Raw genomic sequence first — 24,357 nt, 5'->3', positions numbered from 1 at the left:
TTGTCTAAATGCGATAGAGCGCGCACGCGTTGTCATGAAAGAGCGCGAGCCGCTCTTCGCGCGTGCGTTCGGCGACCATCGCCTTGAAGCCGCTGAACAGGTCGTCGAGCGTGACGACGAGACTGTCGACGGGAAAGTTGCTCGCGAAAAGGCAGCGCGCCGCACCGAAGGCGGCGATCGCATCCCGCACGACCGGGCCGTTGCGCGCGACGCTCCATGCGACGCCCTGTTCACCGATGCCCGAAATCTTCAGCCACACGTTGGGATGACGCGCCAGCACACCGAGCGCGCGGCACCAGGCGGCGAGTCCTTCGTCGCTGCGATCGGCGGGCAGGCCCGTGTGATTCACGACGATCGTCGTGCGCGGAAAGTCGCGCGCCAGTTCGGCCGCTTCCTCGAAATGCCACCACGGCGTCTGTAGCTCGAACATCAGGCCGCTCGCTTCGAGCAACGCGTAACCGCGCCGCCAGCGCTCGCAGCGCATCGAACCGGGCGCGCTGAAATCAGGGCGATGCGCCGCGCGCGCAACGGCCGCGGGCTTGTGCCGCACGCTGCGCACGAGCGGCAGGTCCCGGTAGGCGGCGAGCACCTCGGTGACGTCGTCGCGGTCGAGCCAGATCTGCGCGGCCATCGCGCTGGGCAGGCCGGTGCGCTGATGCAGCGCCGTGGCCCAGCGCGCTTCGCCCGTGGGATCGCTCGGGTCCCACTCGCCTTCCATCATCACCGTCTTGACGATGCGATGACTGCCCGCCTGCGCGAAATAATCGTCGGGCAGAAAGTCGCGGCAGATCTTTTCGTAATCGCCGTAACGAAACGCGATGCGCGGCAGATCGCGCAGCCATGGGTGATAGTTGCGCGCCAGATCCCAGAAGTGATGATGGGCGTCGACGATGGGCAGATCGGCGTCGTCGCCGCTATCCAGGAAGCGCTGGCGCAGGGTTTCGATATGCTCGCGCATCATGGCATCAGCCCAGACGGTCCTGCGCCATGCGCACGGCGATGTCGAACGCCTTTTGCGTCGCGCCCACGTCGGCCTTGCCCTGGCCGTGGATGTCGAACGCCGTGCCGTGCGCGGGTGTGGTGATCGGCACGGGCAGGCCGCCGTGAACGGTCACGCCGCGCCAGAAGCCCATCAGCTTCATCGCGATCTGGCCTTGATCGTGATACATCGTCACCACGCCGTCGAACGCCTTCTGGTCGCGCGCGCGCACGAAGATCGTATCGGCGGGGAACGGGCCCTGCGCATCGAAACCGAGCGACCGCGCCTTTTCGACGGCGGGCGCGATCACGTCCAGCTCCTCGCGGCCGAACGCGCCGTTGTCGCCGTTGTGTGGATTGAAGCCGCACACCGCGATGCGCGGCGCGGCGATGCCCGCGCGCTTCAGACCCTCGTCGATCAGCCTGACCGCGCCGACGATGCGTTCCTCCGAGAGCCGCGCGCTCACGTCCTTGAGCGCCATGTGCGAGGTGACGCGCGACGTCCACAGTTCGTCGAGCACGTTGAACTCGCAGAACGCGCCGCTGTAGTCGAGCTGCCGCGCGAACCATTCCATCTCGTCGCTCGTCTCCATGCCCGCCATGTGCAGCGAAGTCTTGTTGACGGGGGCGAACAGCATCGCGTGAGTGCGCTTGTCCTGCGTCAGCGCCAGGGCCTTCTTGAAGGCTTCGAGGCTGTAGCGGCCGCCGCGCTCCGTCGACACCGCACGCTCGTAGGGCGCGTCGTCGGCGAGGCGGAAATCGATGAGAGCGGGCACATCGGTATCGCGCTTCGCATCGGCTTCGCTTTCGATCACGTCGTAGTCGAAGCGCTGCTGCGCGATCTCCATGCCTTTGTCCAGCTCGCGCCGGTCGCCGATGATGAGCAGATCGGCGCGCGCGCGGTTTTCGGGCCGCGCGAGAAGGCGCGCGATGAGTTCGGGACCGATGCCGGCAGGGTCGCCGAGCAGCACTGCAATACGGGGTTTCATCGTCGTTTTACCTGTTGAATGTCAGCGCGTGCGGCGCAGGTCGATTGCCAGCGAACCGAAGATATAGACCAGCGCGCAGACGCTATAAAAATGCAGCACGGCGTCGAAGGAGCCGGTGCGTTGAAGGATGAATCCGGTGATGAGCGGAATCGAAATGCCGCCGACGCTGCCCGCGCAATTCATGCACGCGCCGAGCAGGCCCACGCGTCCCGGGCTCGCGAGCAGCGAAGGCAGGCTCCAGTACAGGCTGCCCCACATAAGGACGAACGCCGCCGCGCACAGCACCGCGATGGCCGTCACAGGCGATGAAATGCCCGGCAGCGCCGCGAACACGGCGAGCGTCGCGAGACCCGACACCGCGATCATGCTCTTCACGACCTTGCCGCGCGCGAAGCCCCACGAGCACAACGCATCGCACAGAAAGCCGCCGGTCAGCGAGCCGCATGCGCCGGCCAGGAAGATGAAGAACGTGGCTGCGCCGATCTGCGACAGGCTCAGGCCCCGCGCCTGGGTCAGATAGGTCGGGCCCCAGGTCAGCAGGCCGAAGAAGATCATCGCCCAGGCCATGCGGCCCACGCACATCGCCACCGTCGAGCGCAGCGGCAGGGGCACGTCCTGCGTATGCGCGCTGGCCTGAACCGCGGCGCTGGCCTGCGCGGGCGCGCCGTCGCGGATATGATCCAGCTCCGCCGCGTTGACGCCCGGATGCTTCGCGGGATCGTCGCGCAGATAGCGCCACGCAAGCCAGCCGCACGCGATCGTCGCAAGGCCCGCCACGACGAACGCCGTGCGCCAGGAGCCGAACATGAGGATCAGGTTGGAGATGGCCAGCCCGCCGATCGCCGCGCCGAGCGGCGAGCCCGCATCCATCAGCACCGCGCCGCGCGCACGTTCCTTCTTCGAGAGCCACAGTGCGTTGAGCTTGCTGCCGGCGGGAAACAGCGGCGCTTCGGCGGCGCCCAGTCCGACCCGCATGACGAGCATCGACAGACCGCCCGTTGCCGCGCCCATCAGCGTCTGAAACAGGCCCCACAGCAGCGTCGCGCCCGCGACGACCTTGCGCGCGCCGAAGCGGTCGATCAGCCAGCCGCCCGGAATCTGCAGCAGCGCATACGACCAGAAGAAGCTGGACAGGATGAGGCCCTGCATCGCGGGCGAGAGCGAGAACTCCTTCGCGATGGTCGGCATCGCGATCGACAGCGAGATGCGATCCACCAGATTGATCAGCGTGATCAGAAACACCACGCCGAAGATGCGCCAGCGCACGCTCGTCGCGCGCTGCGCCGTTGCCGCGTCGCGCGTCGCCGCGCGGGCCTCCATCCTGCTTTCCATGTCCTGTCTCCTGTTGACTGCTTCACGGGCTACGTGGGCCCTGCCGTCCATGCGGCTCATTCGATGATGTCGAAGTCCTTCAGATGCTTGTCCGAAAGCGTGATGCCGAGACCCGGCGTCTCGTCGGACAGTTGCAGATAGCCGTTCTCCGGCTGCGGCTCGCCGTCGAAGATGTAATAGAACAGTTCGTTGCCCACTTCGACGTCGAACACGGGGAAGAACTCCGACATCGGGCTGGCGGTCGAGGCCATCGTGAGGTGATAGTTGTGCATCTGTCCCGCGTGCGGGATCACCGGCACCGACCAGGCTTCGGCCATCGCATTGATCTTGCGCGCGGCCGTGATGCCGCCCACGCGATTGGTGTCGTACTGGATGACGTCCACCGCGCGCCGTTCGAGCAGATCCTTGAAGCCGTACACGGTGAACTCATGTTCGCCGCCCGAGATGGGCAGGATGTTCATCTTCTTGAGCTCCTGATAGCCTTCGACGTCGTCGCCTATCACCGGCTCTTCCAGCCAGCGCGGATTGAATTCGGCGAGGCGCGGCAACATGCGGCGCGCGTATTCGAGCGTCCAGCCCATGTAGCATTCGAGCATGATGTCGACCTCGTCGCCCACCAGCTCGCGCAGCAGGCGCACTTGCTCGAGGTTCTTCGCCATGCCCTTCGGACCGTCCTTCGGGCCATAACCGAAGCGCATTTTCATCGCGGTGAAGCCCTGGTCGAGATAGCCCTGCGCTTCCCCGAGAAAAGCGTCGCGGTCGTCGTTGTTATAGAGCTTCGACGCGTAGGACCAGATCTTCTCTTTCGTGCGGCCGCCGAGCAGCTTGAACACCGGCTTCTTAACCGCCTTGCCCATGACGTCCCAGATGGCGATGTCCATCGCCGAGATCGCCGCCATGCCGATGCCCTTGCGGCCCCATGCCAGCGTCCGGCGATACATCTTTTGCCACAGGTATTCGTAGTCGAACGGATCTTCTCCGATGGCGATGGGCGCAAGGTATTCGTCGACGATCTGCTTGGCCACGCGCGGCGCCAGCGCGCAGTTGCCGATACCCACGGTGCCATCGTCGCATTCGATCTCGACGACCAGCCAGCCGTGAAAGCGAAACGAGCCCATCGCGTCGCCGCGTTCGTAGAGGATATCCACGGCATTCGTGCAGAAGTGCGATTGCGGCGGAACGACCTTGCCTTTCCATTCGAAAACGCGTGCGCGGACGTGCTTGATCTTCATCGTGATTGTCTCCGTTTGATCGAGTTGCGCCGCAACATTCGAGGGTTTGCGCGGCTGTGTCGAGTGACGCTAGTGTGCGAAACTCTGCGATAACTGACTATTGAATTATTTGAATCAGCCTATTTCCCACGGTTATCACTCACGAAGGCCACGCCACGAGATGATTGCGCCCTCCTCGACTATCCGGAAACGACTTCGACTGCGGCATCTGCAACTGATGCAAGCGCTCTCCGAAACCGAATCGTTGCGCGGCGCCGCCGACGATCTCGCGATGACCCAGCCCGCCGCCACCAAAGCGCTGAAGGAGCTGGAGGACACCATCGGCGTGTCGCTGTTCGTGCGCCACGCGCGCGGCATGGAGCCGACCGTCTACGGAGAGGCGGTGATGCGCTATGCGCGCGTGATGTTCGAGGATCTCGACGAGTTGCGCGAGGAGCTGGCCGCCATCGAAGCGGGCGATATCGGCAAGGTGAGGATCGGCGCGGTGATGGCGCCCGCGCCGGATTTGCTGACGCGCGTGATCGTGCAGTTGAAGGAGGCCCACCCGCGTCTGCAGATCAGCGTGCAGATCGATACCAGCGACGTGCTCGTGCAGGCCTTGCAGCAGGATCAGCTCGATATCGTGGTCGGGCGCATACCGTATGGTTTCCCGGCGCTGGACCTGAGCTTCGAGACCTTGTCGGAAGAGGCGCTTTCCATCGTCGCGCGGCCGGGGCATCCGGCCCTGGCAATCACGGGCCGGCCGAAACTCGCGCAGATCACGCAGTTCGCGTGGATCATGCAGCCGCATCCCAGCCCGATGCGCGAGGTCATCGACCAGACATTCAGGGAATCGCGCGTGGCGCCGCCGGCGAGCACCGTGGAGACCTCGTCGATTCTCACGACGCTCTCCCTGCTGCGGGATTCGGACATGCTGGCCGTGCTGCCCTCATCCGTTGCCGACTACTACAGCGCGCTCGGCACGATCGCGTCGCTGGGCACGGCCTTGCGTGGCCGCCTTGCCCCGTACGGACTGATCCTGCGCAAGAACCGGCGCATCAGTCCGGCGACGCAACTGGTGATCGAGGCGATCCGCGCCGCCTGAGAAATGGAAAGGCCGCCTTGTTTCACGAAGGCGGCCTTTCCGTCCGGATGCTTCAGCGGCGCTCTTCGGCCAGCTCGAATCTGGGTTCGACCGGGCTTTCGCCGGGCTGCGTCTCCGCGTCCAGCCTGATATCCGGCCGCATGAAGAACGTCATGACGATGCCCACCGCCAGCAGTCCGAGCGATCCGACGAACGGCAGCGTCCAGTTACCGGTGCGATCGACGATGAAGCCGAAGACGATCGGCGAGAAGATGCCCGCGACAGCGGAGCCTGCGTTCACGAGTCCGCTCGCGATGCCGACGTGCTTCGGCGTGATGTCCATCGGCACGGCCCAGATGGGTCCGATCGTCATTTCGAGGAAGAAGAACGACAGGCTCAGCGACGCAGCCATGACGGGCAGCGAGTGCACGATCATCACCGGCGCGAGAAACACGAGCGCGCCCAGAAACGCGACGATGATCATGTTGCGGCGCGCGGCCACCACGTTGCCCGTACGCTTGAGAATCCGATCCGACAGCACGCCGCCCGCCGTATTGCCGACCACACCCGACAGAAACACGCCCGCCGAGAACAGCGCCGAACTCTTTAGATCGAGGCCGCGTCCGTGCATGAAGAAAGTCGGCAGCCACGTGAAGAACAGCCAGCCGGTCCAGCCGTAGCAGAAATAGACCATCATGGTCGGACCGATGCGTTTGATGAGCCTGCCCCACGGAGTCGGCTCGCGCGTCTTCTTCGCCGACGCTGCCGTTTCCGGCGGCAGTTCGGCCACTTCTTCCGGCGTGATATGGCGATGCTTGCGCGGATCGTCCTTGAAATACCACGCGTAAAACCCGAGCCAAATGGCGGTGAGCGCGCCGACCAGCAAAAAGGATGCGCGCCACGACGCGAACGCCACCAGCACCGCGATCAGCGGCGGCGTGAGCGCGTTGCCCAGACGCGAAAACGAATGCGTCAATCCCTGAACGAAACCGCGCTTGCTCGCCGGGTACCAGTTGACGAGCGCACGCGCCTGCGCAGGCAATGCCGCCCCTTCGCCGATGCCGAGCAGCATGCGCGCGCAGAACAGCGACACCACGCCTCCCGCGAAGCCGGTTGCGACCGTCGCGATGATCCAGATCGTCGCGCAAATCACGAGCGTGGTCTTCGCGCCGACGCGGTCGCTGAACCATCCGCCGATCACCTGGCAGATCGCGTACGTGTAGGCGAACGCGCCGAACACGAAACCGACATCGGTGTTGGAGAGATGCAGATCGTCGCGAATCAGCCCCGCAGCAGCGGAGAGATTCACGCGATCCAGATACATGATGAAAGACATCGCGCACATGAGCGCGAGTACTGACCGTGTGACTCTTGGGCGATGCGGCATAGCGGGTGTCTCCTCCGGGCTTCTTTTGCGCTGTTGCGCACTCTTGTCGGGGGCGGACCTTGATTCGAGGTCCGACGCCCCGGAGTCTGGAGAAAACCGCGATAGCCGTCTATTGAATTTCCCTTATGGAGTGATTTCCAGTGGTTATCGCTGGGCGATGCGAGGGATGCATCGCGGAGCGTGCACCGCTAATCGCAATAGCCCTGAGAAGCGTATGTGCCGCCGCCGGACGCCGCCGGGCCCGAACACAAAGTGTTCAGCAGGGACGCGATATTGCCCGACCCGTAATTGCCGTAGGTGGCGTTCGGATACTGCGTGTTCTGGCGAAATTGCGACGCGTAGTTATCCTTGGGCGCGTTCGGGTCCGCCGAGCCCCACGAGGTCACGCCGACAATCGCAAGGTTCGATGAATTCCCGACGACGGCGCCGCCCGCCAGCGCTGCATCGCGCGCTCTGAAGTTCACGATCCACGGGCCGCCGCTCGCGCCGCCCGTGAGGTTGCTGCCCTGCCATAGTTGCGATGCGCCGCTGACGGTCGTCGTATAGGTCGGTCCGTCCGTTCGCTGCATGATCGCGCCGCCGTCGAGCAACTGCGGATAGCCCAGCGTCGTGACCGCCGCCGTCAGCAGGTTGCCGGTCTTTGCGGACGATATGAAGGAATAGTTGTTCCAGCCGTAGTTGAGATACCCGGTGATATCGCCGATGAACTGATTCGATGCGTTCTTCGCGATGAGGATCACCGCGATGTCGTTGTTGCGCGCGGAACCCGATCCCGTATCCGTGCCGTTCGCCCACGTCGATGGCCGCACGAGCGCGCCCCACGCCCACGTCCCATACGGCGCGCTTTGCGCCGAGGTCGCGCCGGACGCGCCGTAATGACCGGGAATGAACTGCCATTTGTCGAACATCAAGTTGCCGCTTCCGAACGTCTGAATGCAATGCGCCGCCGTGACGATCACGCTTCGGCGAATCAGGCTCGCGGTGCAGTATCCGGTGGAGAACGTGAGTTTGCCGATCGCCCGATAGGGATAGGTCGTGCTCAGGTAATTCGCAGTGGTGGTGCCGCCGGCACTCTGATTGCCATCCTGCACGCGGCCGGTCGAATAGGGAATGCCAAAGTCGCCGTACGCTCTCGTCTGCGCATTCGAGACGATGCCGCTCTGTGTCTTCACGCCCGGCAAGTACGGCCCCGCGTCGGTGTTCGGCACTGCCGTGGACGTGTCCGGAGGAAGCAGCACGTTCACCACCGGATCGAGCGCGAGCACATCCGACATCGACATGCGCGGCGCAGCCGGATTCGTGTTCTGGATCACCTGATCGTCCGCATACGCTGCGCCTGCGCCCGACATCGACAGCGCGACGACTGCGATCGCCTTCACGCTGGACACGTGTTTCGATTTCCGCATGGCACCCTCCGCTTCCGAGAATTTAATATCCGACGAATGACTGAATCATTAGTTCGAATTCCTAAGTCTTATGAGTATTAGCGCACAGACTCGAGCCCGAGTCCCTAAGGAACTCTAGTCGATATTTTCAACAGAGGCGGATCTTGTTTTGCAGCATTGAATAGTTCAGTCGGGAGCTTGCTTCCTGAGATACGCGCGGCGATAGAAGATCGTCCACGCCGTCAATGCGCCGTAGAAGACATATCTGACATACGTCGAGGCGCGCTGCGCATCGTCGCCGTTCATCCGTTCGAGCACCCCGAGCCTCACGATGTTCTCGGCCAAGAGGCCAATGCCCCATACGGTCGTCATCAGCCGGATGGATCTGACGAGCGCCGGACGGCTTTGCCACATCGCATCGAATTCGAGTTCGCGGCCCTGCCGTTCGCGCGACATCGTCGAGCGCGCGAGATAGTAGACGATGGGGCGATCCCACATCAGCGATACGAGAAACATCACGCCGATGACACCACTCACCGCCGGCTCGCGCAACGCGATCAGCCAATCCGCGGGCTTCAACGCGAGCAGGCACAACGACATGACGATGCCGGCAAGCACGATTGCGCTCAATGCATCGAAATGGCGGAAGCGCGCGAGATCGATGCAGAGCCAGAGAAGCAGCGGCGCCATCGATGCGAGCAGCGCGCCCGCGACGCCGTAGTGCCCGAGCGCGAGCCGGTACGCGGCCATCGGCAGGAGCACGTTGATCACGACGGCGAACGCGTAACGGGCAGAAGGCATCATGGGGCTTCCGATGATTCCCGCATCATCAGTTCCAACCGGAAATCAGGACTTCACTCGCGAGGAACCCGGCCGTCTGGAGCGACGGCGAGCTTGCCTGATTCAGGTCGTACCGACGGTTCGATAGACGCCGCATCCAGCTCGCGCGGACCGCGCGCTCTCGGCACCAGCAGCGTCAAAACCACACCTACGATGCCGATAACCGCCAGAACATAGAAGATCGAATTGAGCGCGAGCCCTGCGCTGATCAGCAATCCCCCCAGCAGCGGGCCAACAACGCCCCCGAGGCGTCCGAATCCGGCGCACCAGGCGACGCCAGCGCCCCGCACGTTGGTTCGATAGTAGTTCGCGACGAAGCCGTAGATCAATGTCTGCGTGCCGCTGGTGCCCAATCCGACGATCGCAATCAGGGCCAGCAGTATTCCGACCGGCACATTCGAAGTCAGCAGCGCGATCGCGATTGATCCGATGAGAAAACACGCCGCGACGACCGGCTTGGGACCGAATCTGTCCGCAACACGCGAGCCTGCCAGGGCGCCTATCACCGCACCGCCGTTGAGCACCAGCAGAAACGACAGCGACCCTTTGGCGTCGAACCCGGCCCGGAGCATCAGCTCAGGCAACCAGGTGTTGAGCGAGTAGACGAGCACCAGCCCGGTAGCACTCATCAGACCGAGCATGATCGTAGGAAACAGATAAGAGCCGAACAGTCCGGCGAACCCTGCTTTCTCGGAAGGGACCGGCGGGACGCCGGCGGCCGGGGCTTCGGCGAGCGTGGGAATCTCCACGCCGGTCTGCTCCGATATGGCGCGAGCTTCATCGAGACGGCCGCGGCTCACGAGCCACGCCACCGATTCCGGCATTTTGAAATACGCGATCGGCAGCAGCGTGACGAAAGGCAGTGCGCCGATCCAGAACATGCCGCGCCAGCCGATATGCTGTAGCAGCAGGATCGCCAGCATGGCCGCCAGCAGGCTTCCCAACGGCACCCCGGAATACGTTATCGCGTTGCAGAGGTTCTTGCGGCCCTTCGGGGCATATTCCGCCACGAGCGCGCCTGTCGTCGCCACCAAGGCGCCGACGCCAAGACCGGTGACGAAACGCATCAGCCCGAACGTCGCCGTGGTGGTGGTCATCGCGGTGATCGCCATCCCGACCGAGAACCACGCGTACGCGAACAGCATCACTTTGCGGCGCCCCAGGATGTCGCCGACGCTTCCCGCGAGCAACGCCCCGACGAGCACGCCGACGAGCGCATAACTTCCGAGTGCGCCTGCGGTCGCCGGCGTCACACTCCCGATCTGCGACGGATCGCGCAGGAATTTCGACACGACCGTTCCGTACACGACGAGATCGTAGCCGTCGAAAATTAAGCCCACAGTGGCGAGGGCCACTACCCATACGACCGTGCGACGGCGCAAAGAATTTGCAGCGAGAGCTGTTGTCATCGTGTTTCTTTCGGTATCCCAAGTATTTAAAATACGACGAATCGCGCCGCGATCATCGGCATCCGATCTGCGGAACACAATCTCGTTGATCCACATATGCTGCGCCAGTGCGATGAATTTGCATGGTGTCGTCCTCCATTGGTCTAGATTGCCTTGTCTCGAATATACTCCGTACGCCAACTATATCCAAGAATTAATCGCGATTCTGCGGTTTACCCTGAGATCAGGATGTGTATTGCGAATTGAGAATCAGACTCTCAATCCCCGGCTCTTGAGCCGATAAACCAGCTGAGGCCGCGTGATGCCGAGCGTGCGCGCCGCTGCCGACAGGTTTCCTTCGGCCCGCTGCACCGCGCTCTTCAGCAGCGCGGTCTCGATGTCGTCGAGCGAAGTCGGCTCCACATCGCCGGCGATGCCCAGCAAGAGGCTGTTCACCTTGCGCGTCACTCGCTCGACTTCATCGCCGCCCGCATCGCCTTGCCGCGACGACAGCGCGCCCGACGCCATGAGCGTGCCATCGTCGCCAATGCCGAAACTTTCGGTCTCAACCGTCTCGCCGCTCGTGAAGAGATGACCGATATCGATCGCGCCGCCATCGTTCGCGAGAATCACGCCCCGCTCCACGATGTTTTCCAATTCGCGGATATTGCCCGGCCAGCTGTAGTTCAGGAGCGCATCGAGCGCGCGCGGCGTGAAGCCGGTGACATTGCGCTCGTGCCGTTCGCGATACTTGCGCAGCATGTGGTTGAGCAGCACGGGCAAGTCCTCGCGCCGCTCGCGCAGTGACGGCACGCGAATCGGGAACACGTTCAGGCGGAAGTACAGGTCTTCGCGAAAGCGCCCCGCGCGAATCTCGTCGCGCAGATCGAGATTGGTTGCGGCGACCACGCGCACGTCCACGCGCCGCGTCTCGGTGCCGCCCACGCGTTCGATTTCGCCTTCCTGCAACGCCCGCAGCAGCTTGCCTTGCGCGGTCATGCTGAGAATGCCGATTTCGTCGAGAAAGAGCGTGCCGCCATGCGCGCGTTCGAAGCGCCCGGCGCGGCTCTGCGTGGCATCGGTGAAGCCGCCTTTGTCGACGCCGAAGAGCTCCGACTCGACGAGCGCCTCCGGAATCGCCGCGCAGTTCACGGCGACGAACGGGCCTTCGGCGCGTTTGCTGATCCGGTGCAGCGTGCGGGCGCACACTTCCTTGCCGACGCCGCTCTCGCCGAGGAACAGCACGGTCGCACGCGTGCCCGCGACGCGCCTGATCATGTGGCACACCGCATTGAATCCCGGCGAAGCGCCGACCATGTTCTCGTCGCCGAACGCGCCCTCACCTCCGGTGGCGGTCGCGGCAAGCCCCTGTGTGAAGTTCTGCGCGCGCATGAAGCGCAGATCGTCGGCGGCTTCCTCGCCCCACTCCTCGACCGGCTTGCCGATGATGCGGCAATGCGCCTGTCCGAGCGCGCGGCATTCCACCTCGCGATAGAGAATCGGGCGGCCCATGAACACGCTCGTATAACCCGCGGCATAACCGAGCTGCGTCCAGCACACCGGCTCCGCGCCGATGCCGTAGATGCGCACGTGCTCCTCGTCTTCCGCGCAGTTCTTCCAGATGAACTCGCCGTAGTACTTGCCGCGCTCGACATCGATTTCGAGGCGCACCGGCTCGACCATCGTCATGCCTTCGAGCATGTGCAACTGCGGGCCGACCGCGAACATTTCGGTGATGCTGTTTTCCGGGCGCACACGGCGCGCGAGTTCGGCATCGCGCGCGCCGGAGTTGTAGCCCATGCGCGTGAGCAGCCCGCGCGCCGCATCGAGGCCGAGGCTTTCGATCAGCTCGCGCCGCATCGTTCCCATCGCGCCGGTATGCATGAGCAGCATGCGCTGCTCGTCGAGCCAGATGCGGCCATCGCCCGGCGAGAAGTGCAGCCGCGACATCAGATCCGCGATGTCGGGATAACGCAGGCTGTCGACGGGTCCGCCCTTCGGCGCAACCATCGACATGCCGTCTTGCGCCTTCGAAGGCGCTTTCTCGCGACGTGGCATTGCTCGTGTCTCCGTCTGCCTGACCGTTTTCATGACGCCACGATAGGCGATGTGCGCGCGTCGCGCAATGCTCCGCCGCCTCGCTTGCAAGCCCGGCTGAATCGGCTACTAGTGCGTTCCCTGATACGGATTTGATCAGGTCGGGTCACGGGCTTTTCGAGCATTTCATCAAGTCGCCCGGCCGCCGCGTGGACCGTGCCCGCGTGCGTCCGAAACATGTTCAAGGCCGCGGCAGCCCCTTCCCACAAAGCTTTGGCCGCGCTGCATCGACGCAATCCGACCGCCTGCGTGCATCGATTGGCATACGAGTTGCCTTATAGGGTGCGCACACCGGTTCTCGATCAATTCATTCATCGAACGGAACCGGCGATAGACACCAAAGACAGGAGACAGCGATGCAAACATCCGCGCGCGCCTTCGACATCACGCGCCGCTATGTCCGGTTCAGGGAGCAACGAAACGACGGCTTCGTCGAGTTCGATTTCTCCATCGGCGATCCGGGCTTAAGCGTCGAACTCGTGATGCCCTTGCGCGAATACCAGTCGTTCTGCCGAACGCATCGCGTGATCCATCTCACGCGCGACGAAGGCGAGCTGCTCGATTTCGAAGAGTTGAAATGGCGGTACGGACAGCCCGGCCTCTCTGAATGATCCCCATACCCAAGGAGTGACGAATGCAGATCGACATCAAGACTTCAGCGGTCGAGCAGGTGCGGCAGACCTTCTCGCATGTCGCGCGGCGCCTCGGCGCGGACAAGCCCGCATCCCGCTATCAGGAAGCGACCTTCGACCTTCAGCCCGAGGTCAACTTTCATTATCGTCCGCTGTGGCAGCCGGAATTCGAGCTGTATGACAAGGGCCGCACGGGCATCGTGATGAAAGACTGGTACGCGTTCAAGGACCCGCGTCAGTACTACTACGGCGCCTACACGACCGCCCGCGCGAAGCAGCAGGAGACGATGGAGAAGAACCTCGAGTTCGTCGCGAAGCGCCGCCTGCTCACCGATCTCTCCGACGATGCGAAGGCGCACATCGCATCGATCATGGTGCCGCTGCGTCACGTCGAATGGGCGGCGAACACCAACAACTGCTTCGTGACCGGCTACGGCTGGGGCACGGCCATCACGCAGGCGACGATGTTCCATTGCATGGACCGGCTCGGCATCGCGCAGTACCTGTCGCGCATCGGGCTTGCACTGGACGGCAATCAGGGCACGTCACTCGCCGAAGGCAAGACGCGCTGGATGAACGATCCGATGTGGCAAGGGCTGCGGCGCATCGTGGAAGACACGATGGTCGTACGTGACTGGTTCGAGACCTTCGTTGCGCAAAACGTCGTGCTCGATGGCCTGCTCTATCCGCTCGTGTACCGGCATATCGACGAGCGCTTCTCGCGCCTGCACGGTCCGGGTCTCGGCATGCTCAACGAGTTCGCGAGCACATGGTTCGACGAAACCAGCCGCTGGGTCGATGCCACCATCAAGACCGCGGCGGCCGAATCGCCGGCCAATGCGGCCTTGCTCGCGCAGTGGGTGGCGAAGTGGCGAGGCGTGGTCCTCGAAGCGCTCAAGCCGCTTGCGCTAGCCGGCCTCGATGACGACGCGCATCACGCGCTCGAAGCAGTCGCACAGGCCTTCGATGCGCGCGTGGCCAAACAGGGCGTGGAGGTGAGTCATGGCTGATTCCGTCTTCATCGCATTCCAGGCAAACGACGATTCGCGGCCGATCATCGAGGCCATCGAAGCGGACAACCCGCACGCCGTCGTCAACGCATTCCCGGCGATGGTCAAGATCGACGCCGTCGGCAAGCTCGTGATCCGGCGCGAATCGATCGAAGCGATCATCGGCCGCGACTTCGACCTGCGTGAGCTGCAACTGAATCTGATTTCGCTGAGCGGCAACATCGACGAAACCGACGACGAATTCATCATCGAATGGAAAGCCTGAGCGGCGACTCAAGGAGACGAGCAAATGAGCACACAGCAACCTGCCCCGAAGAAACTGAGCATCAAGGAAAACTACGCGATGCTCACACGCGGCCTCGGCTGGGAAACCACCTATCAGCCGATGGACGAAGTGTTCCCCTACGACCGCTTCGAAGGCATCAAGGTGCATGACTGGGACAAGTGGGAAGACCCGTTCCGCCTCACGATGGACGCCTACTGGAAATATCAGGGCGAGAAGGAACGCAAGCTCTACGCGATCATCGATGCGTTCCAGCAGAACAACGGCCAGTTCAATGTCACGGACCCGCGCTACATCAACGCGCTCAAGCTCTTTCTGACCGGTGTGAGCCCGCTCGAATATGCGGCGCATCGCGGCTTCGCGCTCGCGGGGCGCAACTTCCGTGGCGCGGGCGCGCGCATCGCGTGCCAGATGCAGGCGATCGACGAGCTTCGGCACGCGCAGACGCAGGTGCATACGATCAGCCACTACAACAAGTACTTCAACGGCTTTCACGACTTCAGGCACATGCACGATCGCGTGTGGTACCTGTCGGTGCCGAAGTCGTATTTCGAGGATGCGATGAGCGCCGGGCCGTTCGAGTTCGTGACGGCGATCTCGTTCTCGTTCGAATACGTGCTGACCAACCTGCTGTTCATGCCGTTCATGTCCGGCGCGGCCTTCAACGGCGACATGGCGACGGTCACGTTCGGCTTCTCCGCGCAGTCCGACGAATCGCGCCACATGACCCTCGGGCTCGAAGTCGTGAAGTTCCTGCTGGAACAGGACCCCGGCAACGTGCCGATCATCCAGAAATGGATCGACAAATGGTTCTGGCGCGGCTATCGCCTGCTCACGCTCGTCGCGATGATGATGGACTACATGCTGCCCAAGCGGATCATGTCGTGGCAGGAGGCATGGGAAACCTACTTCGAGAAGAACGGCGGCGCGCTGTTCCATGACCTCGAACGCTATGGCATCCGTATGCCGAAGTATCACGAAGTCGCGATGAAGGAAAAGGACCGCCTCTCGCACGAGGCGTGGGGCATCTTCTACAACTACACGCACGCGGCGGCGCTGCACACGTGGGTTCCTTCCGAAGACGAAATGCAGTGGCTCGCGGAAAAGTATCCTGCCACCTTCGACAAGATCTATCGCCCGCGCCTCGAATACTGGCGCGAAGAGCAGAAAGCAGGCCGGCGCTTTTATAACAACACGCTGCCGATGCTGTGTCAGACGTGTCAGATCCCGATGGCCTTCACCGAGCCCGACGACCCGACGAAGATCTGCTATCGCGAAAGCGATTACCTCGGCAACAAGTTCCATTTCTGCTCGGACGGCTGTAAGGACATCTTCGACAACGAACCGGAAAAGTATGTGCAGGCATGGATGCCGGTGCAGCAGATCTATCAGGGCAACTGCTTCGCCGACGATGTCGATCCGGCCGCACCCGACTTCGATCCGATGCGCGAAGTGCTGCGCTACTACCACATCCACGCTGGCGAAGACGGCCACGAGTTCGAAGACTCGCCCGACCGCAGCAACTGGCTGCGCTGGACGGGCAAGCCGAGCCACGGTGGCGAGGAAGCCCCTGAAGCACAGCAGAAAGCGGCGTAAGCACAAAACACAGGAGACGAATCATGTCAGTCATCGCACTGAAGGAAGGTTACGCCGGCGAGATCCGGGACCGTGTCGAGAACTTTCACGGCAAGCAGTTGCTCTTCGTCGGCTGGGAAGATCACCTGATGTTCTGCGCGCCGCATTGCATACCTGTCGAGGCGTCGACGCCGTTCAGGGCGTTGATCGACGAACTGCTCCCGTCGATGTATTCGCAGCATCCCGACTGGCGAAGCGTCGATATGAACGCCGCCGAGTGGTTCAGATCGGGGGCGCCGTTCACGCCCGACTTCGACAAGTCGATCGGCGAGAACGGTCTCGGCCACAAGGCGGTGATCCGCTTCCGCACGCCGGGCCTGAACGGCATCGGCGGATCGCGCAGCTAGACGACGATGAAGGAGAAGATGCGATGAGCTATCAACTGACCATCGAGCCCATCGGGCAGACGATCGAGATCGAGGACGACCAGACCATTCTCGATGCGTGCATGCGCGCCGGCGTATGGCTGCCGCACGCGTGCTGTCACGGCCTGTGCGCGACCTGCAAGGTGCAGGTGGTGGACGGCGAGATCGAACACGGACCGGCGTCGCCGTTCGCGCTGATGGACTTCGAGCGCGACGAGCGCAAGTGCCTCGCGTGCTGTGCAACGGCGCAATCGGACCTGACGATCGAAGCCGATATCGACGAAGACGAGGACGCACGGCATTTCCCCGTGCGCGATTACACGGGCCGCGTGAAGGAGATGATCGATCTCACGCCGACGATCAAGGGCATCTTCGTCGAACTGGAGGACAACGGCATCGAGTTTCAGGCGGGGCAGTACGTGAATGTGCACATTCCGGGTGAGGATATGCCGCGTGCGTTCTCGCTCGCGGACAAGCCGGGTTCTCGCACCGTGATCGAACTGAACGTGCGGCGCGTGCCCGGCGGCAAGGGCACGGGCTATCTGCACGAACAGATCAGGTCGGGCGACGAGATTCGCTTCAGCGGCCCATATGGACGCTTCTTCGTGCGCAAGTCGGACCCGCAACCCGTGATCCTCATCGCAGGCGGATCGGGCCTGTCGAGCCCGAAGTCGATGCTGATCGACATGCTGGAAGAGAACGACGCGCGGCAGATCACGCTCGTCTATGGCGCGCGCAATCGCGCGGAGCTGTACTACCACGGCCTCTTTCAGCGGCTGCAGGGCGAGCACGCGAATTTCACCTACGTGCCCGCGCTTTCCGACGAACCTGCGGACTCCTCATGGGAAGGCTTTCGCGGATTCGTGCACGACGCGGCGAAAGCGCATTTCGACGGCGTGTTTCGCGGGCACAAGGCGTATCTGTGCGGGCCGCCCATGATGATCGAAGCCGCCATCCGCACCCTCATGCAAGGCCAGCTTTTCGAACGCGACATCTATACCGAGAAGTTCCTCACCAGCGCCGACGGCGCCGATGCGCTCGCAAAGAGCCCGCTGTTCAAATCGATCTGAACCTCAACGGAGACACGCAATGAACCACGATACGATCGATGCCCTCCTCCATAAAATCGACGACAGCGCGACGAGCGAAGGGAATCCGCGCACGAAGGCCATCGTCAACCGCATCGTCCGCGACCTTTTTCATACGATCGAGGATCTCGATGTCACGCCCAACGAGTTCTGGACCGCGCTCAACTTTCTGACCGAGACGGGGCAGCGCGGCGAGTTCGGTCTGATCGCGGCAGGGCTCGGCTTCGAGCATTTTCTCGACCTGCGGCTCGACGAAGCAGAGCAGAAGGCGGGACTCGAAGGCGGCACGCCGCGCACGATCGAAGGTCCGCTATATGTCGCCGGTGCGCCGGAATCGGAAGGCCATGCGCGCATCGACAGCGGCAACGATCCCGGTCAGACGCTCGTGATGCGCGGCCGCGTGCTCGGCGACGACGGCAAACCGCTCGCGAACGCGCTCGTCGAAGTGTGGCACGCGAACCATCTGGGGAATTACTCGCACTTCGACAAATCGCAACCCGCGTTCAATCTACGCGGCACGATCCGTACCGACGCGCAAGGAAACTACAGTTTCCGCAGCGTCGTGCCGGTCGGGTACAGCGTGCCGCCGGGCGGCAAGACCGAGCAGTTGCTCGATCAGCTCGGCAGACATGGACACCGGCCCGCGCATATTCACTTCTTCGTGTCATCGCCGGGTTATCGCAAGCTCACGACGCAGATCAACATCGAAGGCGATCCGTATCTGTGGGACGATTTCGCGTTCGCCACGCGCGAGGGCCTCGTGCCGGAACTGAAGAAGGCCGAAGGGACGGATGGCAGGCCATACGGCGTGGAGGGCATGTTCGCGCTGATCGACTTCGATTTCACGCTCTCGCGCGAGCGCGGCGACGTGCCGACGGCGGAGGTGCAACGGGCGCGCGCCGCGGCCTGAGCTTTTACGGAGATACTGCAACGGCCTCGAGTCCCGCCTTCTCCCATAGCCAGCGACGGAAACTCGTTACCTTCTCCACGTTCTTATCGCTCATTCGATAGGAGAAGAAATGGGTTTCCCGCGCAAGGGGTCGAAAGACATCGCTGCCGAGTTCGATCAGATCGCCTCGCGCGAGCTCACGCTCCGCGAGCCTGACCGACTCGAGCGCGACGCCCATGCCATCGACTGCGGCCGAAAGCACCAGCGCGGCTCTGTCGAAGGAAGGTCTTGGCTGCGTCGGGATGGGGATGCCGTTCAGAACGAACCAGTGGGGCCAGGTGACACGGCTCAACTGCGAATCGATGAGCGTCGCGGATGCCATGAATTCCATCAGCGATGCGCCGCTGCTGACCAGCGCGGGCGAGCAGAGAGGAACGATGCGCTCCTGGCCCATAGGGATCGTGGTGATGCCGGGACGCTCCAGAGCGTAACCGTATGAGATGGCGACATCCACGTCCTGGAGCTGCGTGAGATCGATTGCCTCGGCGCTCGATGACAGCCGAATCGTTACGTCGGGATGGTCTCGCATGAACTCGGGCAGTCGCGGGCCAAGCCATTTCGCCGCGAAACTCGGCGCGCAGTGGACCACCAGAACTTGCGCCTTCGGGGAAAGCGCCACGTCGCCGCACGCTGCCTCAATCACATCGAAGACACGGCCGAGACTTTCCTGCAGCCGCAATGCTTCCTGCGTCAGCTCGACTCGCCGATTCCGCCGATGGAAGAGCTTGCGGCCGAAATACTCTTCGAGCTCTTTGACCTGATGACTGATCGCAGATTGCGTCAGATGCAGTTCTTCTGCAGCAAGCGTGAAGCTTTGCAGACGCGCCGCCGCCTCGAAGGCGCGCAGCAACACGAAATTCGGGATCCGCCTCATCGTTGCAACTCTCGTGGCGTGTCGAACGCCGACGCGGCGGCATCCGACTTAACAGTCTAGTTTTGGTGCGCGAGGGCCTCCTCAACTCTTGGGATGAGGTTCTCGCGCGCCATCCGAACGTGGCGCTCGCTGAGTTCCATTGCCAGCGCCTCGTCGCCATCGGCGATGGCGGACGCGATTCCCGCATGCTCGTCCCAGATGGACTTGCGTTGGGTCGATGATTGCAGCACCGCCCCCATGACCCGCCGAAGATGAACCCAATGCGAACGGGCGGTCTCCGCGATCAATGGATTTCCCGATGCAGCGTAAATGGAGAAATGGAACGCCACGTCGGCTTCGATCATCGCGCTCACATCCCGCCCCTTCGCCACCTTCCGCCCGTTCGCCATGATCTGCGGATCGATCTTCCAGCGCTTCTGGGCAGCGAGACGCGCCGCGAGAGAATCCAGCGCTCCCCTGATCTCATAGAGGTGACTGATCCACTCGGGGTCCAGCGGTGCAACCAGCAGCCCACGTCCGGGCGCGTCCCTGACCAGACCATCCTTCTTCAGCAGACGCAGCGCCTGGAGAACCGGCGAGCGAGAAACGGCGAGCTGCTCCGCGATTTCCTCCTGCGTAATCCGGCTTCCGGGTGGAAGCGATCCATCGCTGATCGCGTCCAGCAGGACCTTGTACACTTCATCGACATAGTCGGTGCGGGCCTGAAGCCTGACCAGAGTTGCGGCCATGATTGTGCTCTTTGGATACTGAATACTCCAGCATATCGCCGTGCGCTAGCACATGCAATAGTCGCTGGCGTAGCCCCTTTCTCTAGTCATCCGAGACGTGCTCGATGCGCATCCCGACTTTGACGGTCACCTGCCAATGCATGACCTTTCCGTCTTCGATCTGACCGCGCGTCTCCACGACTTCGAACCAATGGAGGTGCCGCAGGGTCGTCGATGCCTTGGTCAACGCTACGCGCACCGCGTCATCGCTCGAAGTCGGCGATGAACCCGTCAATTCAATCAGCTTGTACACATGTTCAGACATGATGTCCTCCAGGACTCTAGTTGCGCGACTTGTCCACCAAAGCATTCTTCGCGATCCACGGCATCATCGAACGCAACTGAGCGCCCACCGTTTCGATCGGGTGCTCCGCCATCAACCGTCGACGTGCCGCCAGGGTCGGTGCGCCCGCGCGATTCTCGAGGATGAAGCGCTTTGCATATTCACCCGTCTGGATATCGCGGAGCACCTGTTTCATCGCTGCTTTGGTCTCCGCTGTGACGATGCGCGGTCCCGTTTCATACTCGCCGAACTCGGCATTGTTCGAGATGCCGTAGTTCATATTGCCGATGCCTCCCTCGTAGATGAGATCGACGATCAGCTTGAGTTCATGCAGGCACTCGAAGTACGCCATTTCAGGCGCATAACCTGCTTCGACCAGGACCTCGAAGCCGGCCTTGATCAGATCGACGGTGCCACCGCAGAGCACCGTCTGCTCCCCGAAGAGATCCGTTTCAGTCTCCTCTCGAAAGGTGGTCTCGATGATGCCCGCGCGACCGCCGCCCGTAGCCACGGCGTAGGCCAATGCGATTGCGCGTGCCGTACCGGACGCATCCTGTGCGACCGCGATCAAATGGGGCACGCCGCCGCCTTCGGCATAGGTGCTTCGGACAGTGTGGCCGGGTGCTTTCGGCGCGATCATGATCACATCGAGGTCTGCGCGCGGCGCTACTTGTCCATAGTGGATGTTGAAGCCGTGCGCGAAGCCCAATGCAGCGCCTTGCTTCGCCCGCCGAGCCACCTCCTTTTGGTAGACATCGGCGATATGCTCATCGGGCAGCAGCAGCATGATGATATCGGCATCCTCTACGGCATCGCCGATGGCGCTCACCTTAAGTCCCGCGTTTTCGGCCTTCGACCACGACGGACCTTCGCGCAATCCGACGATCACATCGATGCCGCTATCTCTCAGGTTGAGCGCGTGCGCATGACCTTGCGAGCCGTATCCGATGACTGCAACCTTCTTGTCTTTCAACAGCGTCAAATCCGCGTCTTTATCGTAGAAGACTTTCATTTAAACATCGCCTTTGATTTTGAACTGACCCACCACCACAGAAACCTCACAGGTCGAGTACCAGTTCCTTGCTCGTCGCTCTCGACACGCATGTCGTGAGGTACTCCGTCTTTGCCTCGTCGCTCAGGATGAAGTCGTTGTGCTCGACTTCGCCCTCCAGATAGCGGACCTTGCAGGTCGCGCATAATCCGGCGCAGCACGATGTCTCGACGGTAACGCCCGCGGCGCTCAGGGCATCGGCGATACTCTGATCCCGCTGGACAGGAATCACCTGGCCCGAACTGGCGATCTTCACGCTGAAGTCGCCCGCAGCGTCAGACGCTTCTCTCTCGCTGACCGGCCGCGCGGGCGCCTTGAAGTGCTCGAAATGAACGCTGCCTGCCGGCCAATGGGCGGACGCATCCGCACACGCTTTCATGAAGCCGCCGGGGCCGCAGTAGTACACGTGCGTTCCGGGTCTCGGTTCGCTCAGCAAGCGACCGATGTCGAGGCCGGCGCCGGGTTGACCGCCATCGAAGTGGTAATGGAGCTTCCCGCGATCTCTCAGCGCTTCGAGTTCGGCGGTGAAGGCCGCATACGCGAACTCCTTCGCGCAGTAGTGCATCTCGAAGTCGATGCCACTCGCTTCGAGTTCGTGCGCCATCGCCTTCAACGGCGTCACGCCGATGCCGCCGGCAATGAGGATCACTCTCCGCGCATCCTGAATCAGATGAAAGTGATTCCGTGGCTCGCTGATCTTCACGATATCCTGCACGCGGATCTTGTCGTGAACGGCTTTCGAGCCGCCCCGTCCGCTCTCGTCGCGCAGCACGGCGATGACGTAGCGCTTGCGATCGCCTGGCGAATTGCACAGGGAATATTGCCGGATCAGGCCATCGCCGACATAGATATCGATATGCGCGCCTGCGTCGAACGGAGGCAGATCCTCGCCTTCAGGGTCAACCAGTTCGTAAGAGTTGATTCCTTTTCCCTCGAATCGGATTTGCTTGACCAGAAGCTTCAGCGTCGTCTTCGTGGGATTCGGCTCTTCCATTACGGTGTCCATTTCTGTTCCTGTCTGCTGCTGTCAATGAAGCTGAGGTTCAACCGGGCGGTTAAGGCAAGGCCCACCCGCTCCGCCCGTGCCTGCTTACCCCCTGGTCGATTGCTCCATCTCATCCAGCTTCGCGCGCACGAAATCGGCACGCTCCTGCCCCTTCAGATTGAGGCTTTCGCTTTCGGCGAGGATGGCGACGACCTTCTTGGTGACGGCACGGCGTTGCGCGACCTCGCCCTCGACCGTTGCACCGATCGGAATGTCGAAGACATTGCCGGTACAGAAGCTGTTCGGCGCGCCGGCGTTGTCCCGCAACCATTGCGCAAAGCCTTGTGCTGACGCAGCGGCGTTCGTCCCGCGCACCGCATCGCGAAGCAGTTTGCGGAACTGGTAGACGCCCGCATCGAACTTGGTGGGATTCTCGAGCGCATGAACGGCGATCGGACGCTGGCTGATGATCGCTTCGTAATCGCCCGGCGCATGCTGCGCATCCTTGTAGTTCGCCCGCTCGCGATGGTTCGAGGGAATCGGAACCAGCTCGTCGATCTTGTACTTACCGAAGCGCTCCGGACGACGCATGGCGACCTGACCATCGAGAAAGTCGATGCTCTCGTAGCCCACCAGTTCCTTCTTCCCGATGCCACGCGTGTCGATGCCGGGGCCCATGACGCGCCAGCCGATCATCTTGCTGTTTTCATCGTCGACGGGCACGGTCCAGCGGATGATGTGGAAGCGGCTGAACAGCTTCTTCTTTTTGCCGTCTTCGGACGTGTAGGCATGCAGGCTCAGATTGGGCAACACCTGATGCTGCACCCGGACGAAGAGCCGGTCGTCATCGACACGGCGCGCACCCGCGCAGGCCAGGCTTCGGCCGCCTTGCACCGGAACGAACTGCATGTCCGGCGCGACTTCCATCGATGCAGCGCCGACCTCGTCGAACGTGGTCTCCTGGAATTTTCCATTCACCACGTTCTTCGCGGCGTGCAGGGCGGTCGGGTGGAAGTTGTCTGCCGCGTTGTCCTGCACTTGCAGCCAGTTGCAGTGCTGGAAGTTGCTGTAGGGAACGAGTTCATCGCCGGGGGCGACCGTGAAATCACCCTCCCACTCCGGGAACGGCGGCTCGGCGTCGGGCGGTCCCATATAGGCGAAGACGAGCCCGTTGCGCTCGACGGCCTTGTAAGCGCCTTGCTGAATGGAGCAGGCGTATTTCTCGGCTTCCTTTTCTTCGCCCTTCGGAAAAGGTACGTGCAGGCACGAGCCGTCGACATCGAACACCATGCCGTGATAGCAGCACTGAATGCCCTTGTCGAGAATCTTTCCGTATTCGAGCGATGCGCCACGATGCACGCAATGAGCGTGCAGAACACCGACCGCGCCACTGCCGTCGCGGAAGGCGACCAGCTCTTCTCCGAGGATCTTCAGAAAGCGCGGCGTGTCGGTGAGCTCCATCGACATGCACACCGGATGCCAGAAGGCGCGCATGTATTCGCCCATCGGCGTGCCCGGACCCGTCTCGGTCAGCTCGGGGTCGTGGCCGGGCACCTTGCTCGCGTAGTAACCACCGTACGGAATCAGCTTCTTCACCGTCGGTGCGCCGCCGGCGCTCTTCTGACCCTCGACCTTTTCGCACTTGACGCTCATGTCCTGCTCCTTTCAATGTGGGAATCTGAGTACGGCATTCTGTGGTCCGAACTCTGTATCCAAAGATTAGGCTCAAATTTGGGCAGTGTCT

At 62.5% G+C, this 24,357-nt stretch carries 23 protein-coding genes; 8 read left to right on the top strand and 15 right to left on the bottom strand.

From position 1 onward, the window contains the following. Positions 1–4 precede the first annotated feature (4 nt). From AWB74_RS18310 to AWB74_RS18295, 4 genes are read right to left on the bottom strand one after another with little or no spacing between them, the layout of a single operon-like run. Positions 5–961, bottom strand: a complete 957-nt coding sequence (locus tag AWB74_RS18310) for an amidohydrolase family protein (protein WP_061148151.1) — start codon at positions 959–961, stop codon at positions 5–7. Between the two features lie 4 nt (positions 962–965). After that, complete coding sequence (locus AWB74_RS18305; RefSeq protein WP_061148150.1) at positions 966–1,967, bottom strand: 4-hydroxythreonine-4-phosphate dehydrogenase PdxA; 1,002 nt, start codon at positions 1,965–1,967, stop codon at positions 966–968. A 21-nt stretch (positions 1,968–1,988) separates the two neighbouring features. Beyond that, positions 1,989–3,299, bottom strand: a complete 1,311-nt coding sequence (locus AWB74_RS18300; RefSeq protein WP_061148149.1) for an MFS transporter — start codon at positions 3,297–3,299, stop codon at positions 1,989–1,991. A gap of 56 nt (positions 3,300–3,355) precedes the next feature. Next, on the bottom strand, positions 3,356–4,531 hold the full coding sequence (locus tag AWB74_RS18295) for an L-rhamnonate dehydratase (protein WP_061148148.1): 1,176 nt from the start codon (positions 4,529–4,531) through the stop codon (positions 3,356–3,358). A 160-nt stretch (positions 4,532–4,691) separates the two neighbouring features. On the opposite strand from AWB74_RS18295, the gene AWB74_RS18290 reads away from it, so the two are divergent. Further along, positions 4,692–5,615, top strand: a complete 924-nt coding sequence (locus AWB74_RS18290; protein ID WP_061148147.1) for a LysR family transcriptional regulator — start codon at positions 4,692–4,694, stop codon at positions 5,613–5,615. Positions 5,616–5,667: 52 nt separating this feature from the next. Here the strand turns inward: AWB74_RS18290 and AWB74_RS18285 are convergent, their stop codons facing one another. The 5 genes from AWB74_RS18285 to AWB74_RS18265 all read right to left on the bottom strand — a co-directional run bounded on the left by AWB74_RS18285 (position 5,668) and on the right by AWB74_RS18265 (position 12,604). Continuing rightward, entirely contained in the window at positions 5,668–6,981 is a 1,314-nt protein-coding gene (locus AWB74_RS18285; protein ID WP_061148146.1) for an MFS transporter, read from the bottom strand. Positions 6,982–7,169: 188 nt separating this feature from the next. Further along, the gene (locus tag AWB74_RS18280; RefSeq protein ID WP_235024617.1) at positions 7,170–8,387 is read right to left on the bottom strand and encodes a trypsin-like serine peptidase; all 1,218 of its coding nucleotides are present in this window, start codon (positions 8,385–8,387) and stop codon (positions 7,170–7,172) included. 165 nt (positions 8,388–8,552) lie between these two features. Further along, the gene (locus AWB74_RS18275) at positions 8,553–9,170 is read right to left on the bottom strand and encodes a VC0807 family protein (RefSeq protein WP_061148145.1); all 618 of its coding nucleotides are present in this window, start codon (positions 9,168–9,170) and stop codon (positions 8,553–8,555) included. A 50-nt stretch (positions 9,171–9,220) separates the two neighbouring features. Next, entirely contained in the window at positions 9,221–10,711 is a 1,491-nt protein-coding gene (locus AWB74_RS18270; protein WP_235024616.1) for an MFS transporter, read from the bottom strand. A 153-nt stretch (positions 10,712–10,864) separates the two neighbouring features. Further along, positions 10,865–12,604 (bottom strand): sigma-54-dependent Fis family transcriptional regulator, encoded by a 1,740-nt coding sequence (locus AWB74_RS18265; RefSeq protein WP_061148184.1) that lies wholly within the window; start codon positions 12,602–12,604, stop codon positions 10,865–10,867. Positions 12,605–13,047: 443 nt separating this feature from the next. Here AWB74_RS18265 and AWB74_RS18260 point away from each other — a divergent pair, with 443 nt between their 5' ends. Genes AWB74_RS18260 through catA form a run of 7 tightly spaced genes read left to right on the top strand, consistent with a single transcriptional unit; the run spans position 13,048 to position 18,614 of the window. After that, positions 13,048–13,302 carry a phenol hydroxylase subunit gene (locus tag AWB74_RS18260; protein WP_061148144.1) on the top strand — a complete coding sequence of 85 codons (255 nt, stop codon included), beginning with the start codon at positions 13,048–13,050 and terminating at the stop codon, positions 13,300–13,302. Between the two features lie 23 nt (positions 13,303–13,325). Next, on the top strand, positions 13,326–14,333 hold the full coding sequence (locus AWB74_RS18255; RefSeq protein WP_061148143.1) for an aromatic/alkene monooxygenase hydroxylase subunit beta: 1,008 nt from the start codon (positions 13,326–13,328) through the stop codon (positions 14,331–14,333). Beyond that, positions 14,326–14,598 (top strand): MmoB/DmpM family protein, encoded by a 273-nt coding sequence (locus AWB74_RS18250; protein WP_061148142.1) that lies wholly within the window; start codon positions 14,326–14,328, stop codon positions 14,596–14,598. The genes AWB74_RS18255 and AWB74_RS18250 overlap by 8 nt, the downstream gene beginning before the upstream one ends. Before the next feature lie 24 nt (positions 14,599–14,622). Next, positions 14,623–16,212, top strand: coding sequence for an aromatic/alkene/methane monooxygenase hydroxylase/oxygenase subunit alpha (locus AWB74_RS18245; protein WP_061148141.1), 1,590 nt, complete (start codon positions 14,623–14,625; stop codon positions 16,210–16,212). A gap of 23 nt (positions 16,213–16,235) precedes the next feature. After that, a complete protein-coding gene (locus AWB74_RS18240; protein WP_061148140.1) occupies positions 16,236–16,598 on the top strand; it encodes a phenol hydroxylase subunit P4 in 363 nt (120 codons plus the stop codon). Positions 16,599–16,621: 23 nt separating this feature from the next. Further along, complete coding sequence (locus tag AWB74_RS18235) at positions 16,622–17,686, top strand: NADH:ubiquinone reductase (Na(+)-transporting) subunit F (protein ID WP_061148139.1); 1,065 nt, start codon at positions 16,622–16,624, stop codon at positions 17,684–17,686. A 19-nt stretch (positions 17,687–17,705) separates the two neighbouring features. Beyond that, positions 17,706–18,614: a catechol 1,2-dioxygenase gene (gene catA / locus AWB74_RS18230; protein ID WP_061148138.1), complete on the top strand. Its 909-nt coding sequence runs from the start codon at positions 17,706–17,708 to the stop codon at positions 18,612–18,614. Positions 18,615–18,618: 4 nt separating this feature from the next. Here the strand turns inward: catA and AWB74_RS18225 are convergent, their stop codons facing one another. The 6 genes from AWB74_RS18225 to AWB74_RS18200 form a co-directional block, all read right to left on the bottom strand. Continuing rightward, positions 18,619–19,527, bottom strand: a complete 909-nt coding sequence (locus tag AWB74_RS18225) for a LysR substrate-binding domain-containing protein (RefSeq protein WP_061148137.1) — start codon at positions 19,525–19,527, stop codon at positions 18,619–18,621. Between the two features lie 56 nt (positions 19,528–19,583). Beyond that, the gene (locus tag AWB74_RS18220; RefSeq protein ID WP_061148136.1) at positions 19,584–20,255 is read right to left on the bottom strand and encodes a GntR family transcriptional regulator; all 672 of its coding nucleotides are present in this window, start codon (positions 20,253–20,255) and stop codon (positions 19,584–19,586) included. An 82-nt stretch (positions 20,256–20,337) separates the two neighbouring features. Further along, on the bottom strand, positions 20,338–20,559 hold the full coding sequence (locus AWB74_RS18215; RefSeq protein WP_061148135.1) for a dodecin: 222 nt from the start codon (positions 20,557–20,559) through the stop codon (positions 20,338–20,340). A 16-nt stretch (positions 20,560–20,575) separates the two neighbouring features. Then, on the bottom strand, positions 20,576–21,589 hold the full coding sequence (ilvC, locus tag AWB74_RS18210; protein ID WP_061148134.1) for a ketol-acid reductoisomerase: 1,014 nt from the start codon (positions 21,587–21,589) through the stop codon (positions 20,576–20,578). 46 nt (positions 21,590–21,635) lie between these two features. Beyond that, positions 21,636–22,634: a PDR/VanB family oxidoreductase gene (locus tag AWB74_RS18205; protein ID WP_061148133.1), complete on the bottom strand. Its 999-nt coding sequence runs from the start codon at positions 22,632–22,634 to the stop codon at positions 21,636–21,638. 84 nt (positions 22,635–22,718) lie between these two features. Further along, entirely contained in the window at positions 22,719–24,266 is a 1,548-nt protein-coding gene (locus tag AWB74_RS18200; RefSeq protein WP_061148132.1) for a Rieske 2Fe-2S domain-containing protein, read from the bottom strand. Positions 24,267–24,357 lie beyond the last annotated feature (91 nt).

Origin of the sequence: Caballeronia arvi (assembly GCF_001544695.2) — a bacterium.
GTDB classification, from domain to species: Bacteria; Pseudomonadota; Gammaproteobacteria; order Burkholderiales; family Burkholderiaceae; genus Caballeronia; species Caballeronia arvi.
This window is presented reverse-complemented; position numbering and strand designations above follow the sequence as displayed.

Excerpts from the sequence above, each read along its gene's own strand:
- AWB74_RS18310 (WP_061148151.1), bottom strand. The coding sequence starts at position 961 with ATGATGCGCGAGCATATCGAAACCCTGCGCCAGCGCTTCCTGGATAGC.
- AWB74_RS18305 (WP_061148150.1), bottom strand. The coding sequence starts at position 1,967 with ATGAAACCCCGTATTGCAGTGCTGCTCGGCGACCCTGCCGGCATCGGT.
- AWB74_RS18300 (WP_061148149.1), bottom strand. The coding sequence starts at position 3,299 with ATGGAAAGCAGGATGGAGGCCCGCGCGGCGACGCGCGACGCGGCAACG.
- AWB74_RS18295 (WP_061148148.1), bottom strand. The coding sequence starts at position 4,531 with ATGAAGATCAAGCACGTCCGCGCACGCGTTTTCGAATGGAAAGGCAAG.
- AWB74_RS18290 (WP_061148147.1), top strand. The coding sequence starts at position 4,692 with ATGATTGCGCCCTCCTCGACTATCCGGAAACGACTTCGACTGCGGCAT.
- AWB74_RS18285 (WP_061148146.1), bottom strand. The coding sequence starts at position 6,981 with ATGCCGCATCGCCCAAGAGTCACACGGTCAGTACTCGCGCTCATGTGC.
- AWB74_RS18280 (WP_235024617.1), bottom strand. The coding sequence starts at position 8,387 with ATGCGGAAATCGAAACACGTGTCCAGCGTGAAGGCGATCGCAGTCGTC.
- AWB74_RS18275 (WP_061148145.1), bottom strand. The coding sequence starts at position 9,170 with ATGATGCCTTCTGCCCGTTACGCGTTCGCCGTCGTGATCAACGTGCTC.
- AWB74_RS18270 (WP_235024616.1), bottom strand. The coding sequence starts at position 10,711 with ATGTGGATCAACGAGATTGTGTTCCGCAGATCGGATGCCGATGATCGC.
- AWB74_RS18265 (WP_061148184.1), bottom strand. The coding sequence starts at position 12,604 with ATGGTTGCGCCGAAGGGCGGACCCGTCGACAGCCTGCGTTATCCCGAC.
- AWB74_RS18260 (WP_061148144.1), top strand. The coding sequence starts at position 13,048 with ATGCAAACATCCGCGCGCGCCTTCGACATCACGCGCCGCTATGTCCGG.
- AWB74_RS18255 (WP_061148143.1), top strand. The coding sequence starts at position 13,326 with ATGCAGATCGACATCAAGACTTCAGCGGTCGAGCAGGTGCGGCAGACC.
- AWB74_RS18250 (WP_061148142.1), top strand. The coding sequence starts at position 14,326 with ATGGCTGATTCCGTCTTCATCGCATTCCAGGCAAACGACGATTCGCGG.
- AWB74_RS18245 (WP_061148141.1), top strand. The coding sequence starts at position 14,623 with ATGAGCACACAGCAACCTGCCCCGAAGAAACTGAGCATCAAGGAAAAC.
- AWB74_RS18240 (WP_061148140.1), top strand. The coding sequence starts at position 16,236 with ATGTCAGTCATCGCACTGAAGGAAGGTTACGCCGGCGAGATCCGGGAC.
- AWB74_RS18235 (WP_061148139.1), top strand. The coding sequence starts at position 16,622 with ATGAGCTATCAACTGACCATCGAGCCCATCGGGCAGACGATCGAGATC.
- catA (WP_061148138.1), top strand. The coding sequence starts at position 17,706 with ATGAACCACGATACGATCGATGCCCTCCTCCATAAAATCGACGACAGC.
- AWB74_RS18225 (WP_061148137.1), bottom strand. The coding sequence starts at position 19,527 with ATGAGGCGGATCCCGAATTTCGTGTTGCTGCGCGCCTTCGAGGCGGCG.
- AWB74_RS18220 (WP_061148136.1), bottom strand. The coding sequence starts at position 20,255 with ATGGCCGCAACTCTGGTCAGGCTTCAGGCCCGCACCGACTATGTCGAT.
- AWB74_RS18215 (WP_061148135.1), bottom strand. The coding sequence starts at position 20,559 with ATGTCTGAACATGTGTACAAGCTGATTGAATTGACGGGTTCATCGCCG.
- ilvC (WP_061148134.1), bottom strand. The coding sequence starts at position 21,589 with ATGAAAGTCTTCTACGATAAAGACGCGGATTTGACGCTGTTGAAAGAC.
- AWB74_RS18205 (WP_061148133.1), bottom strand. The coding sequence starts at position 22,634 with ATGGACACCGTAATGGAAGAGCCGAATCCCACGAAGACGACGCTGAAG.
- AWB74_RS18200 (WP_061148132.1), bottom strand. The coding sequence starts at position 24,266 with ATGAGCGTCAAGTGCGAAAAGGTCGAGGGTCAGAAGAGCGCCGGCGGC.